Source organism: Planctomycetia bacterium (assembly GCA_015075745.1).
Classification (GTDB): Bacteria; Planctomycetota; Phycisphaerae; order UBA1845; family UTPLA1; genus UTPLA1.
On record JABTTW010000001.1, the window covers coordinates 2,151,166 to 2,165,991 of the forward strand.

At 60.4% G+C, this 14,826-nt stretch carries 9 protein-coding genes and 1 other RNA gene; 7 read left to right on the forward strand and 3 right to left on the reverse strand.

Going from position 1 to position 14,826, the window contains the following annotated elements:
• Nucleotides 1–173: 173 nt before the first annotated feature.
• On the reverse strand, nt 174–2,744 hold the full coding sequence (locus HS101_08460) for a thioredoxin family protein (protein MBE7506301.1): 2,571 nt from the start codon (nt 2,742–2,744) through the stop codon (nt 174–176).
• 966 nt (nt 2,745–3,710) lie between these two features.
• Here HS101_08460 and rny point away from each other — a divergent pair.
• From rny to HS101_08475, 3 genes are all read left to right on the forward strand, one after another.
• Nucleotides 3,711–5,261: a ribonuclease Y gene (gene rny / locus HS101_08465; protein ID MBE7506302.1), complete on the forward strand. Its 1,551-nt coding sequence runs from the start codon at nt 3,711–3,713 to the stop codon at nt 5,259–5,261.
• 220 nt (nt 5,262–5,481) lie between these two features.
• Nucleotides 5,482–6,627: a DUF1570 domain-containing protein gene (locus tag HS101_08470; protein MBE7506303.1), complete on the forward strand. Its 1,146-nt coding sequence runs from the start codon at nt 5,482–5,484 to the stop codon at nt 6,625–6,627.
• An 86-nt stretch (nt 6,628–6,713) separates the two neighbouring features.
• Complete coding sequence (locus tag HS101_08475) at nt 6,714–7,853, forward strand: DUF1570 domain-containing protein (protein ID MBE7506304.1); 1,140 nt, start codon at nt 6,714–6,716, stop codon at nt 7,851–7,853.
• A gap of 44 nt (nt 7,854–7,897) precedes the next feature.
• On the opposite strand, the gene HS101_08480 is transcribed toward HS101_08475, so the two are convergent.
• Entirely contained in the window at nt 7,898–8,470 is a 573-nt protein-coding gene (locus tag HS101_08480; protein ID MBE7506305.1) for a hypothetical protein, read from the reverse strand.
• Between the two features lie 333 nt (nt 8,471–8,803).
• On the opposite strand from HS101_08480, the gene HS101_08485 reads away from it, so the two are divergent.
• From HS101_08485 to clpX, 3 genes are all read left to right on the forward strand, one after another.
• Nucleotides 8,804–9,925: a hypothetical protein gene (locus HS101_08485; protein ID MBE7506306.1), complete on the forward strand. Its 1,122-nt coding sequence runs from the start codon at nt 8,804–8,806 to the stop codon at nt 9,923–9,925.
• Entirely contained in the window at nt 9,895–10,197 is a 303-nt protein-coding gene (locus HS101_08490; protein MBE7506307.1) for an SHOCT domain-containing protein, read from the forward strand. The genes HS101_08485 and HS101_08490 overlap by 31 nt, the downstream gene beginning before the upstream one ends.
• 213 nt (nt 10,198–10,410) lie before the next feature.
• The gene (gene clpX / locus HS101_08495) at nt 10,411–11,688 is read left to right on the forward strand and encodes an ATP-dependent Clp protease ATP-binding subunit ClpX (GenBank protein MBE7506308.1); all 1,278 of its coding nucleotides are present in this window, start codon (nt 10,411–10,413) and stop codon (nt 11,686–11,688) included.
• A 58-nt stretch (nt 11,689–11,746) separates the two neighbouring features.
• On the opposite strand, the gene HS101_08500 is transcribed toward clpX, so the two are convergent.
• Nucleotides 11,747–13,732 (reverse strand): DsbA family protein, encoded by a 1,986-nt coding sequence (locus HS101_08500; protein MBE7506309.1) that lies wholly within the window; start codon nt 13,730–13,732, stop codon nt 11,747–11,749.
• 328 nt (nt 13,733–14,060) lie between these two features.
• On the opposite strand from HS101_08500, the gene rnpB reads away from it, so the two are divergent.
• Nucleotides 14,061–14,605, forward strand: an RNA gene (gene rnpB / locus HS101_08505) — RNase P RNA component class A.
• Nucleotides 14,606–14,826 lie beyond the last annotated feature (221 nt).

Here is a 14,826-nt window from a genome sequence, read left to right on the forward strand (position 1 = left end):
TCGCCCCCCCGATGACTCTCGATTCATCGCGGATTTCCAGAGAGCATGACGGCGTCAGCTTGCTCTGGAGCTTGTCGAACTCATTAAACCGTAACCCGCGAGCGTACGAATCGCAACCAAACCGACTCCGGGAGCACGGCATTGGTACCGCCATTGCTGCCTCTCAAGTTCACCTAATGCACGGTTGCCGGTTGACTTGCGGTCGATACGAGCGACGTCATGCCCGGACGGCTGGGCCCGGCGCGCTTGAGCGCCCCGACCAACATTTCTGCCGTGATGAGCTCGGGGAGGATTTCGGGCTTCTCAGTATCGAAGGGCCGGTACACGACAAAAACCGGAACGCCGCCGCGCTCGAAGCGCTTCAGGTCCTCGGTGATCTCCGGCACCGGCAGGGTGTAGTCCGCGGTGTAGGGAATGATGTCGAGTTCCTTCATCGCGGCGATGACTTCCGGGCGCTCGATGGCGGTCTTGAGCATGGTCTTGCAGTTCGCGCACCAGTCGGCGGTGTAGTCGACAAAGATCGTGTACCCGTTACGCACGTCGGTCAGCGCGCGGTCTCGCCTGTAGCGCTGCCAGGGGATGCCGCGCGACCAATCAAGTTCGACCCTGGAAAATTCGCCGGTTGAGCCGCCGACTCGGCGATAGAGCTCTCCGTCCGCAGCGAGGTCGGCGGCGTAGAGCTGTTTTTCGGCGAGGGCCTCGATCGTCGTGGCGAATCGAAATGGGATGACCCAACCGATCACCAAAATGCCGATGCTCAGTGCGTAGAGCCTTGCTTTTCTGATGGCCGAATCGTCGTATCGAATCTTGCCCTTGACCCAGGCCGCTATCGCCACGAACAAGAGAAAGATCATCGACAGGAGCAAACCGTCGCCGCCGATCTGATTTCGCAGGGGATTGATGATCCAGATCACCGTTCCCAGCAGGAGAAAGCCCATCAGATACTCGAACGTTCCCATCCACGGGCCGGGCCGGGGAACGAACTTGAGCCATGCCGGGTTCGCGGCCAGCACCACGAAAGGCGCGGCCATGCCAATGCCCACGGAGAAGAAAATAAATGCGCCCTGCACGGACGAAAACCTACTCGCAGCGCCCAGGGCTGCACTGAGGAAAGGCGCCGTACATGCGGTGCCGAGAAAGGTAGCGAGCAGGCCTGTCGAAAACGCGGAGAGCAACCCCTCGCCCTCGGCCTTTTCCCCCAACCTGTTGATCACGCGCGGGGTGAAGACCGCCCATACGCCGAACAGGCTCAACGAAAAGGCGGTCACAATCGCCGCCAGCCCGATGACCACATGCGGACGTTGAAACTGCTCGCCCCATTGCAACTTGCTATTGGTCTGCCAGTAGATGAACGCAAGCGCGCCGAAGAACACCAGGATCCCCGCCGAGTAGGTCATGCCGAGCCAGAAGATGCGCGCGCGATCTTCTTGGGCCTGTCGGACGAAGGAGAGAATTTTCAGCGAGATCACCGGCAGGACGCAGGGCATGAGATTCAATATCAGTCCCCCGATCAGTGCCACGATGATCGCACCCATGTATCCGAAGCTGAGCAGCCAGGTTTGCATTCTTGTGAGGACGTTGACCGAGTCAGACTCGGTCGCGTCGGACGACTGCGCCGTCGGTTGACCGGGCGTTTGATCGGTCGCGATTGAACCGGCGGGTGTAGCCGAGGCGCCGGTATCGGGCGCGGCAGACGCGGTCGCCTTTGCCCCGCCTTCCATCTGTACGGGAATCTCCACGCTTACGCGCTGCGGCGGATAGCATGTTCCGGAGTCGGTGCAGATTTGATATTGCAGGACGCCGCGAATCGTGCGCGGCGCATTGTCCGCGTCTTCGGCGACGGTCAACGGCGCACTGATTTCCACGCGGCCGTCGTACTCGCTGAGCTTGCCGAGAATCTTGTCCTCGCGCACGTGACCCTTGGGATAAGTGATTTCGCCGTATTCGAGTCCGGCGGTTGATTCCAGGAAGAGGATCGTCGGGATCATTTCCTCCTGGGCGGGCTTGTTCGACTGCATGTGGTGCTTCGAGTCTACGTCGATGATGAAACTCGCCGTCGCCGTGTCCGAAGGCTTCAGCGTCTCTTTACTGAGCTTGCCGGTGATCTTGACGTGCTTGGCCTTGTTGCCCGGCTCGGGAAGCGCCTGCTGTGCCTGCTTGAATATTTTCGCGTTCGCCGGGCGAGGAGCGGCACCTTTCTCAGCGACCGGCAGCGTCAGCACCACCTCGGCTTCTCCGGGGATGCACTCTTTCTTGCATGCGAGCCAGCTTACTTTCGCGTTCAACGAGACGTCTTTGCCGGTTTGGATATCCGCGGGCACCGTGACTGTCGTCAAAAAGAGCGACTCGCCTTCGAGGATGTATGTCGTCTCTTCGAGGTCTTTGTCGAAGTGGGCTGACGGTACGGGGTACTGGGTCGGTCCGGCCTTGAACCCGTCGGGCAGGCGCCATTCAATCGACGTCGGCATACCCGTGCCCGCGGGATTCTGCCAATAGATGTGCCACTCCTTATCGGGCTTTACCGAGATGAGGAGATTCAGCTCACCGCCGGGGACAATGGCTTCGCGATCGGCCATGGCCCGGACGGCCACGTTTGCGTCGCGAACCTGCTTGCTGACCGGCTGGGCCCAAGCCTGGCCGCCGAGCAAGGCCGGCGTCATCACCGCGATGATTGCGAGAAGCAGATTTCGGCCAAACCATGTCCCGGCCTGGCCGCAGTCGGATATCGGGTCTTTGCAGCTCATCTCACCTAAACCTCATTCCCGAAAACTCTTATGATGATTCGGCGATACATCGGGTTTCGCTGTTGGTTGGATATTACTCGCCCAATCCTGTTAAACGCGGCCGGGCTCCGCCGTAAACGGTTATTTTGACGATAGTTCCAGTCACGAACCCCTGCAGAATCCTTGACGACACCTAACCGTTTCTTATACTACGGCGAAGTGTGATCGGGTAAGTATGCCCGATGAGCGAATGTAGCGCTAGTTTTTTTGCTTGTCGGATGGCGACGGCGCCAGGGGACCCCTTGGGGTGTCCGGCCGCGACGTTCGGCAGGAATAAGGAGATAAACTTCCCCGCGGTGGTTGAGGAGCCATGGGTGCGGTGAGAAGTCTTGCGGAATTGCTGACGCACGGACCTCGGCGCGAGCGCCATAAGTCAAATCGGCGACCGATGATAGGCGATCGAATTGACTTTTAGTACTTTTCGACGGTGGGCCGGTAGTGGTGTCGACGAAATCGTTCACCCGCACACAAAGAGACCGATTACGGCTTTGAGTGCCAGAAATGGTGACTGAGGAACGAAAGAGAATCCAGACCCTTCGTATATCCATATCCTCCGGGCCAGGTCTGGATTTGAGCGTCGACCAGCAGTGACACGTCCGCTTTTCGGTGGTGTCACGGCAGGTTAAGCAGTTCATCGAGCTTTCGAGTCTCCCCTTTTTCTACCTCTCCATTCGCAGTTTCAGACTACGTCCGTCCTGTGGCTTCGATGGGTCTGAGAGGCCCGATCGGCCATCGGCGTCGATCGCCCCGGCGAACCAGGGCTAGGCATTTTAGTGTAACACATGGAACTTAACGGGCTATTGAGAGTGCGTCCCAACCCCGAAAGCGGCGCCGGCTTTCCGCTGGTGGACTTTCGGGGCCTCGGACGCCCTCGAGGAAAGGCAGTGAATCATGGGATCTCTGTTAATCGCAGAGGTCTCGACCGGCATGGCGGTGCTTTTTGCGGTCCTGGCCCTTGCGGCCGGCAGTGGGATTGTCGTCCTGCTCCAGACGCTCAAGGGAAAGACCATCAAGAACGCCGCCGAGCAGGAAGCCAAGAGGATGACCCGCGAGGCCGCTACCAAGGCCCAGGAGATCACCCGCTCGGCTGAAGTCGAGGCCAAGGCAACGTTTCTAAGTCGTCAGGAAGAGTTCGAGAAGCAGGCCAACGTCACCCGCAACGAGATTCGAGAGGCGGAAAAGCGACTCGACAAACGCGAAGACCAGCTTGAAAGGCAGATCGACACTCTCAATATCAAAGAACGGAACATCGAGAAGGCCGAGCTGGCGATCAAGGAAAAGCGGGCCGACACGGACAAGAAATCGGCGGAAATCGATGAGATTCTCGCCAGACGCCGGGCCGATCTGCTCAAGGCCGCCCAGCTCACCATGGACGAGGCGCGCAAGGCCCTGCTCCAGCAGCTCGAGCACGAGCTCGAGCAGGAATGCGCCGAGCTGATTCAGAAGCGCGTCACCGAGGCTCAGGACGAGGCTGAGGAGAAGTCACGCGAGATCGTCATCACCGCCATTCAGCGGTATGCCGCCGGTCATACTTCGGCCTCGACGGTCAGCACCATCGATATCCCCAGCGACGAGATGAAGGGCCGCATCATCGGGCGAGAAGGCCGAAACATCCGCGCTTTTGAAAAGGCCAGCGGCGTGGACATCATCGTGGACGACACGCCTGGCGTCATTGAGGTCACCTGTTTCGACCCGGTGAAGCGCGAAGTCGCCAAGCAGGCACTGAACAAGCTCATCCATGACGGCCGCATCCACCCCACGCGCATCGAGGAAGTCGTGGCTGAGGTGCAGGCCAACATGGAAAAGGAGCTGATGGAGATCGGCAAGAAGGCCGCCGTGGAGTCGAACGTCCAGGGCATGCACAAGAAGCTGATCGACCTGCTCGGCAGGCTGAACTTCCGCACGAGTTACGGGCAAAACGTCCTCCGCCATTCCATCGAGGTCGCCTATCTCTGCCAGATCATGGCGGATGAGCTCAAGCTCGACGGCGCCCTGGCTCGGCGGTGCGGACTGCTGCACGACATCGGCAAGGCGGTCGATCACGAGATCGAAGGCGGTCACCCGGCCATCGGCGAAGAGATTGCCCGCAAGCTCGGCGAGCGTCCTGAGGTGCTTAATGCCATCGCCGGTCACCACGGCGATGTCCCCGCGACCAGCCCCTATACGCCGCTCGTTGCCGCCGCCGACGCCATCAGCGCGGCCCGGCCGGGAAGCCGGCGCGAAGCGCTGGAGCGCTACATCAAGCGGCTGGAGCAACTCGAAGGGATCGCCCTCGGGTTCCACGGCGTCCGACAGGCCTACGCCATCCAGGCGGGCCGCGAGGTGCGCGTCATCGTTGATGCCAACAACGTCGATGACGCCAACGCCATGCGCATCGCCCGGGAGGTCGCCCAGAAGATCGAGGCTGAAATGACTTACCCCGGCGAGATAAAGGTCACGCTGCTGCGGGAGGTTCGCGCCGTCGAATACGCCCGGTGATGCCGGCGCCCGCGTTCAAGTGTACGAACGCCCAACCTGCGAATCGGGCCGCCCGCCGGCAGGCGGCCCATTCGAGCGGGTAAGCCTGCGTTTTTGCGGACCCCATTTTTACACGGCTTTCGGGCCCGTGGGTTGTCGGGGTCTGAAGTACAATCTAATATGATTTCATCAGTTCCGGGGTGGGCCTCTCGCTGAGTTCTCACTTTCTAAGGAGGGCGGCATGACAGTCCCTCGCAGCGCGGTTCTCGTTGCTTTCGTCATTGCATTGTGTGGTCTGTTTGGGATTGCCTCCGTGCAGATGCTCGTCGCCGCGCCGCCCAAGTCAGGCGACAAGAAGACGAAGTCGCGATCGTCCCGATCCAAATCAAGCAAGAAAAAGTCGGGCGACAGGCCGTTCAAGAAGGGCCCGCGCGAAAAGGAATTCGCCGACGCCGTGGGCGAGGAGTATCGCGTCAAGCCCACGGATCATTTCATCGTCCTGACCAACGCGGACGAGGCCATCGTCAAGGACTTCCTTCCCCGGCTCGAGAAGACCTACGATTCAGTCCACCGATTTGTCGATCAGGTCGGCGTGAAGATCAAGTATCCGAAGGAGAAGCTCCCGGTTCTCTTTTGTCACGACTTCGATGAGTACAGCGCCCGCTGCAAGCAGTTCACGGGGCAGCCCGCACCGGGCGAGGCAGCCGGGCTCTATTGGCGCGAGCCGCTGAACTTTTCGCTTTTCTACGACATGTCGCAGGTGTCATTCATCAAGGAGACGACGGCCAAGGCTGAACAGCTCAAGCAAGACGCCGCCAGGACGCCCGACCGAAATGCCAAACAGGCCAAGCTCCGCGAGGCCAACTGGTACATCAATCGCATCGCCATTTACCAGCAGGAGCAGAATCGCTCGGTCGTTCAGCACGAAGTCGCCCACCAGCTCTTGTTCAATCTTCAATTCCACAAGGCCGATGTCGACAACCCGCAGTGGTTCGTCGAGGGAATGGCCACGCTCTTTGAGCCGCCGCCGGGCAAGACCGGCGCGGGCTTCAACGTCATCAACCAGAGCCGCCTCGGCGAAATCCGCGATGCCCTCGTGGTCATGAAGACGGATGATCTGAAGAACCTCATCTCCAGAACGCGCACCGGAATGCTTTCGAGCCAGGGGTATGCCCAGTCGTGGGCCCTTTGCTATTATCTGGTAAAGCGAAAGAGCAAAGAGCTGCCCAAGTACGTGGAGCTCATCAAGAAGCGACCGGTGGATAAGGTGTTGTCGGCCAAGGAAAACCTGGCGGACTTCGAGAAGTGCTTTGGGAAGGTGAACGACATGTTCACCAAGAAGTTTACGAACTACATCACGAAGCTGCCCTTCATGCCGCCGCAGTGAACCATCGCCGCAGCGCGATGACCCCCCGAGTTCCACGGGGCATGACCAGTTCCATGCCTTGCCGCGAACCAGACTGGAAATGAATCATGAATTCGTCAAAGTCAGCCAAGCTCGCCTGGATGCCGTGGCTTCTGGCAATCGCGCTCGCCCTCTCCTGGCCCTGCGCTGTCGCATTTGCGGAATTCGACGGCCCGGCGAAGAAGAAGCGGTCGAAGCGTCATGCGGATATGTCGGAGATCAAGCCGGACGAGGCCGCCGAGAAGAAGGACCTCGCATCGCTCGGCGAGGGTTTCAAACTGAAGCGCACGAATCACTACTCCGTGCTCTTCGACACCAGCGAAAAGGACGTCAAGGAGTTTTCGTCGGCGATCGAGAAGACCTATCGCTCGTGCGTCAATTACACCCGGCGGCTCGGCTTCGATGCTCATCCGCCCAAGCGCAAGCTCATCATCTATTATTTCGAGCAGCACCAGGACTACTCCGACTTCTCCGTAAAGCTCGGCAACGGCCCGCGCGATCAGAACACGCCGGGCGTCTTCTTCCCGCCCCTTAACCGGAGCATGTTCTACAACTTCAAGAATCAGGAGTCGTTCAAGAAGGCCCGCGAGGATGCCGAGGCGAAAATCAAGGAGCTACGGGAGCAGCTTCGCCAGCCAGGCGTTTCTCCGGAGCAGCGCAAGGACATCGGCAAGCAGATCGCCGAGGCCCGGAAGCAAGCCAATCGAAGCAGCTCGGTCGGCGGCGATGTGAGCGAGTCCATCGTTCAGCATGAAGTTGCCCATCAGGTGCTGTGGAACATCGGGTTTCACAATCCCAAGGGTTTTCTGGCGAATCCGCGTTGGTTCGTCGAAGGCACGGCCATGATGTTCGAGCCGATCAGCACCGGGGCCAGCGCGAATTTCGGCGCGGTCAACGCTGAGCGTCTCAAGGGCTATCGAACCCTTCTGGCCGACAACCGTCTTATCCCGGTGCGCGATTTTGTTTCAACCGCCGACTATTTCGGTCCTCAGATCGATATCGCCTACCCGCAGAGTTGGGCCCTGGTGCATTACCTGAACCGGACGAAGCGCGGCAAGTTGAAGCAGTACGTCGAGGCGATCAACAAACGACCCGGCGACTACGAACCGACTCCCGAAAAAGAGATCGCCGAGTTTGAGAAGGCCTTCGGCACGATTGATAAGAAGTGGGTCGATACCTGGCAGGATTGGATGAAGCGCGTTCGCTGAGTCCGCCGATTACTCTTCACGTTGATCGTTTCTCATCCGCGGCGTCACAGGTTTCCGAACAATCGGTCAAGTGCGTCGGCGATGCTGTCGCTGTCGCGCTCGCTTTCACTCTCCGTGCTCCCGCCTGCGAAGGGATTGAAGCTCAGTGCCCGCTCGACTTCGACCTCGGCACGGAAGCTGAAGATGCCGCCGGTCAGCCGGACTCGTATCGTGTCGCCGCAGCTGAAATCCTTGTCGCGCTCCAGCCGTCGAATGTTCCCAACACCGCCGATCGGCAGTCCGCTCGACTCAAACGACGCCCCCTCGAAGATAATCACCTCGATGTCGTCGCTGCACGATATCGTCGTGCTCTCCGTTTGATTGGCCGCGACCACACCGTCCTGGCCCACACCGTTCACCGAGTCGCTGCCGCTGGTGATCTCCTCGATCAGGTTGGTCGCGCTGCTGGTGCTGAGGCGGGGCGTCGCCTTATAAGCCGTCGCGTTTTCGACAACGATGGTCACACCACCGGCGAACAGGTTGAGCAGACCCGCCGGCAGGTCCGCCGTGCAGCCCGCTGAAAGCAATACGCCGAGGACTATTCCGCCTCTCAACATCGAGCGTCCGATTCTTGCCATGACGACCTCCTGCGCGGCCGCTCTTCGCGGCTTGGGCCCATAGAATCTGAGTGCCTGTGCATCGGTTCGATCGGCTGCCCGCCTCATGATTCGATCTTGAACAGGGGTCGTTTTGCTCGTGTACCGGCCCGGCCGGGCTTCTCGTCACCAATTGTCCGCTCAATCGGCACGATCGTGACGACCGATAAGTCTATGACAGAACACGGGATAGGAATTGCTGTGAACCGTCGCGGTGGACATTCACGTCCCCAGCGATAAAGTTAGAGTGCGACGACAGTCGGGTTCGCCCTCCTGTCTTCATCCTCCTCGCGCGTTCTAATTGAGGACCCGACCATGCTCCACAGGAAATCGCTGCGGGCGACGCTTTTCATCTTCGCCGCGGTCGCCGGAACTGCCTCGGTCCCCACACATGCCGGCGTGACGGGCGTGGCCGGACAAGCCACGACGCAGGTCACTCAGTTTCTTGGGCCGCTCCCGGTGCAATCCGATTTTGGCCTGGAGATCATCCCGCTTACCAAGTCCGAGCCGCCGCTGCTGGCTCGGGCGCGCGTGGATCGATTGATCAATACCGAAGAGGTCTCGGCCGCCGGACAGGGTCTGGCCATTCTCTTTGCGCCCAATCTCAGCGGCGTCGGCAATCCCAACGATATCGGAATCGACGTCGGCGCGTTCACCGATGACACGGATATGCTCACGCACTGGGTGTCGAGCGCGACCGTTCAATCCAAGCGCACGCTTGTCCTCAGCGCCGGCGAAATCGGTCAGCAGCCCGGCATCAACGCCGGTCGCGCACGCAGTCGCGTGCTGCTGTCTGGCATCATGATGCTCACGTCCAGCAATCCGACGCGCGACATGAGCAGTGCCGAGGTTTCACTGGCGCTCAATCTCATTCGGACGCAGGAAGGTCGTGCGCCGCAGACCGCGCTGGCCGGTGAAGTCGCGCTGGTCGGCGGACCGAACGGCGCCATCACCGTCGAGCGTCGCACCGGGGTCTTTGCGAACACCGTTCTTCCGGTCATAGACTTCGGGCAGGCGGTGCCCGATACGCCGCTCGTTCGCGCCATTCTCTTCACCGGCGTCGATCTCCCGTTTGAGTACGACATGACGCTGAACCAGCCGTTTAACCTTGATCTGTCGGTCACGGCCACGGTCAAGACGACGCCCGCCGGTGTCGGCGGCCTGGCAGTGTTCGGCACGCCCCAGGAGGGACTGACCGCGATCTTCGATCGAATCAAAAAGGACGATCGCGGCGCGAAGCTGGCCGAAGCGATCACGGCCCGGGTCGACACGACCGGTCAACTCTATGTACAGAATTCCAATCCTCTTGCCCTGCTCCTGCCGTCGTGCGGCGCAATGACTGCCGTGCCTCTGGCAATGACCTGCGTCGGCTTTGCGGCGCTCGTTGGAGCAAGGAGACGATCCAGGTGCAGATCGCGGTCCAACAAGCCCTTGTGATCGGCGCGGCCTCGCCCCCGTCGCAGGCCGTCATCTGGGGGCTCGTCGTCATTGCGGCGATCGTCATACTTGGAGCGGGCGTCTGGTTCGTTCGCCGCCGGCTCTTCAACAATCGGGATTCCGACGATGCGGGGGCAGTCTGGTCGCTGCAGCATTTGCGCGATTTGAGGGCATCCGGCCAGATCACCGAGCAGGAGTTCGATTCGCTCAAGGCCGGCGTCATCGAATCGGCAAAAAAAAGCCGCTCAACCGGCGAGCAGCCCTCGGCCTAGCGCAACGACGGCGCGGCCGGGATTGAGGTCAAGACGGCCTCCGGGCAGGGTCGATATCTTGCCTGCCGTGCATTACAATTCATTGCCTTACCATAGGCGGGTGACGCACGGCGGCACCGAGCAACGCACCATGGCCAACCAATAAGGATTCTGCCCTTGAAGAATGGATCGAAGGGAAACGGCGGTTCCGGCGACAACACCACGCGCGGCGGGATGTCCGCCAGCGGAAACATCAGGCGACGCAAGTCGAGCACGTGTAGTTTCTGCGGAAAGACGCACCGCGAGGTCGGGCCCATGGTCGAAGGACCGGGCGACGCCTTCATTTGTTCCAACTGCGTCGATCTGTGCCACAACATCATCAAACAGGAGAAGCGCCGCGCCGGTGGCGTCAAGCCGCTCTTCCATAAGATCCCGACGCCGCTTGAGATCAAGAGCTTCCTCGATCAGTACGTCGTCGGCCAGGATCATGCCAAGCGCGCGCTCGCCGTCGCCGTCCACAATCACTACAAGCGCCTCGGCTACACCGATCGCGCCGAAATCGACGACGTCGAAATCGAGAAGAGCAACATCCTGCTCATCGGCCCCACCGGTTCAGGCAAGACGCTTCTGGCCAAGAGTCTCGCCCGCATTCTCGATGTCCCCCTTTCGATCGGCGATGCGACGACGTTGACCGAGGCCGGCTACGTCGGTGAAGACGTCGAGAACGTGCTTCTGCGACTTCTTCAGTGCGCCGACTTCGATCTCGAAACAGCTCAGCGCGGCATCGTTTACATCGACGAGATAGATAAAATCGCCCGAAGCGCCGGCAACGTCAGCATCACGCGCGACGTCTCCGGCGAAGGCGTGCAGCAGGCGCTGCTCAAGATGCTCGAGGGCACGGTCGCGAATATCCCGCCCCAGGGCGGTCGAAAGCACCCCGAGCAGCAATACATTCAGATGGACACGTCGCACATCCTCTTCATCTGCGGCGGCACCTTCTCGGGAATTGAGGAGACCATCAAGCGCCGCGTCGGCGGTAAGTGCATCGGCTTCGCCACCGAGGATGTCGGCGAACAGGACGCCATCGACGCCCGGACGGAGCTTTTGGCCCAGGTGGCCCCGGAAGACCTCGTTGAATACGGCATGATTCCCGAGTTCGTCGGTCGTTTGCCGATCGTTTCGACCCTCGGCCCGCTGAACGAAGACGCCCTGGTGAAGATTCTCACCGAACCGAAAAATGCCCTGGTCCGGCAGTATTGCAAGATGTTTGAAATCTCCGGGAGCATCCTGGAGTTCACCGACTTGGCCCTCCACGAGATATCCCGCCGCGCGCTGGAGCGCAAGACGGGCGCTCGCGCACTTCGCGGCGTCGTCGAAGACCTCATGCTGGACATCATGTTCAACTTGCCCGAGCCGGGCATGGAAGGCCGCTACGTCATCACCGACGCCGTCGTACGGGGTGAGTCATCCGCCCGAATGGAAGAGACCAAGCTCCGCAAGGAATCCGCCTGATTCGCAGGCCGTCAGCCCGCGGCGAATGCCGGACCCCCAGAATCATTGAGGTCGAACGTTACGGCGCGGCAACGGGCGCCGCCGGCGCGGCGGCCTGTTGGGATTTCGCTTCCTCGCTCTCCTTCAGTGCCGCTTCAAAGACGCGCTCCAGGATCCGCTCCTCGCGGCGATACCAACGCGGCACGAATCGCTGATTCACGAAAATGAAGGGAATGCTGGTGAGGCCGAGGGCTTTTCCGGTCTCGCAGTCAAACTTGATTCCCTGGGCGACTTCGGGGCTGTCCATCTTGGCGAAGAGCGGATCGGCCAGGAATCCCATGCCCTCGACGGCGGCGCGCAGGTTGGCGTCTGTATAGTTGGCCTGATTCTTCATCAGCCATTCGTGCACCTTCCAGAACCCGTCGCTCCCGTAAACCATGCCCGCCGCCTCGGCCGCCTGCGACATGCGGCACGCGTTTTCGTGACGAGTGAGCTGGCTCTTCGGATTGCACTTCTGGTTCACCGGGTAGTGGCGAAACACGTATTGCGCGTCCTTGCGTCCCGAGACGTACTTGCGAATGATCTCATCCGCCATCGCCGTATTCGGTTCCTGATAGTCTCCCCACATCACAACGTGCAACGCGGGAGCCTGCTGAACGCCCATGGGCCAGGACTGAATATCGTCGCCGGGCAACAGCATCGGGCCTTCCTTCCAGTCGTTGACATACTTCTCCATCGCGGGCGGCGGCTGATCGAGTTCGGAAGTGCTCGGAGTCGGATTGGTGGCCAAGACGTCCGTCACGGCTCGGCTCAGGGCCTCGAAGGCAAAAACGCCCTTTAACTCCTTGCCGTTGATGAAGATCATCGGCGTGTAATGCAGACCCAGCCAGAGGGCTTCCTGAATGTCCTGCTGCACCAGGTTCAGCGTCGTCTGGCCGCTCATGATGTCGATGAACTGACCGCGGTCATATCCAAACCGGTTCAGCGTCTCATTTAGCTGTTCGCTGGTGAATGCCCCACCGGTATCGAACAGATGCTTATGCATCTCCCAGAAACCCTCGGGGCCGCGGAGGATGCCGGCCGTCTCCGCCGCACGCGCCGCCCAGCAGGCATTGGGGTGAAGCGTCTCGCTCACGCCCTTATTGCAGTCCTTGCAAAACGGAAAATGCTTGATCGTGACCGACACATCGCTTCGCGCGTTCATAATCTTCAAGAGGTCCGTCTCGCTGCGCTTGCAATCGGGGCACTGATAATCGGTGATCATCACGATGCGCACCGCGGCCACTTCCGGTCCCCAGCGATAGCGCCCGGCAAATCCGCCCTTCCACGGACGCTCCACCACGGCCGTTTCAGAGATGGACGTCGTTCCGGTGTCCTCGACCGGCGCGGGCTGCGAGGCCGACTGAATGATCTCCTGCGTAGACTCCGCGAGTTGTGTTTCCTGACGAGTCTCTTCGGCCTTCTTGCCGCGCCACTCGGTCGCCCCCAGCGCCGCTGAGCCGAGAAGAAAAACCACCGCCATCGTTCCGACCGGACGCCAGGCGGCCGCCTGTCCCGGCCGAACGCGACAGTTTTCAATCACCAGCCAGAACAACAGATTCGACGCATGCGTCGCGATGCAATACCAGCAAAGATGCTTCTCGACGAGAAGCACGATCAGATACATCAGTGAGAGCAGTACGCCGAACCGAACGACCAGCTTCAGCGGCGCCGAAACACCCGACGACTTGCTCGAAAGCCAGGTCACCAGCAGCCCCAGGAAATATGCGAGCCCCACGAACGAGATCGGCCACGTCGTCCCCGGTAACTTGCCCCATGGACTCGCCGCGGCTTGATCGCAGGCGCCGCCCGGCCGACAACCCGGAAGACTCAGGGCATTCAAATGATTGGCCACCAAAACGCCGGTGACGCCGACGGCCACCAGAAGCAGCACGGCGCCGGTGATAAACGCACCACCGGAGATGCCGTCGCCCTCGACGTTACGCGGAGCGCTTGGGGCAGTTCGCGGCGCGCCTTCTGGCTTTTTGCTCGGTGTCTGTTGACGGGATCGTCCCTTCTTCGCCATGACGAATCTCCCAATGGCATGCCGGATAGTCAGGGGATGCAGGTCCAAGTGAACTCTTATTACCGATGAATATAACAGTATTTGCGCGCGCGGGCCACTTCGCCGGCGGCTGACACGTCCAGTAATCCTTCTGATGGGATGCCGAGTGGCCGACTTCCTCGACGGTTCGGGGCAGTTACAATTGCTTTACGAAGTCCGGCTCCGGCAAGGGTGCGATTCCTGTCCCGACTCAAGACATCGCCGCCCCGTTTCCGTCTATTCCTGAAGCGTTTCGATCTCAAAATTGGTTTCATTGGCCTGTCGACAATCCTAGAATAGGGTAAGCAGCAGAGTGGGACAGGCGGCCGCTCGAAGTCGTGCGGGCCCTCAAAAAGGGAACGCTCGATCTTCGGGAGGAAAGTCCGAACTGGACAGGGCACGGTGATGGCTAACGGCCACCGGCAGCAATGCCAGGGAAAGTGCCACAGAAAAGACACCGCCCAAGGCCGACGATTGTGGAGTCATCGGAGCAATTCCTGCTCCTTCGGCTCTTGCGAGAGTCGGTCCGGCAAGGGTGAAATGGTGCGGTAAGAGCGCACCGCACGTCCGGTGACGGGCGTGGCAGGGTAAACCCCACCGCCAGCAAGCCCACGTAAGCAGTGAGGAGATTTCGGCGCACCCGGACCTCTGGGACCCAGGCGTCGAAGGTCTCGCGGAACGGCCCGTTCCGTGCGATGGCTGACTTGGCTCCTCCTCGTCAGTTGCGCGTCATTGCGGGTAGGGTGCTAGAGCCGATGGGTAACCGTCGGCCCAGAGAAATGGTCGCCGCCCAGTGTATTGGCCTTCGCGGCCCATCCACAGGGCACAGAATTCGGCTTACGGACCACTCTGCTGCTTTCTTTTTTCCTTTTACGCATTACTTCTTAGCCACGCTTCCGCGGACCGGAATGTCCGGCACGAATTGCCGGCACGCAGGTTGGCGTGGGGATCGAGGAGTGCCCCAATTTGCTTCCACAAGGGTGTATCGCATAATAGGATACCGAGCCCGGGGTCGAACTCGCCGGCCCCAAAAGGGTATTCCTTTGATTCATCGTGAAAGTCGATCAGCCTGAGTC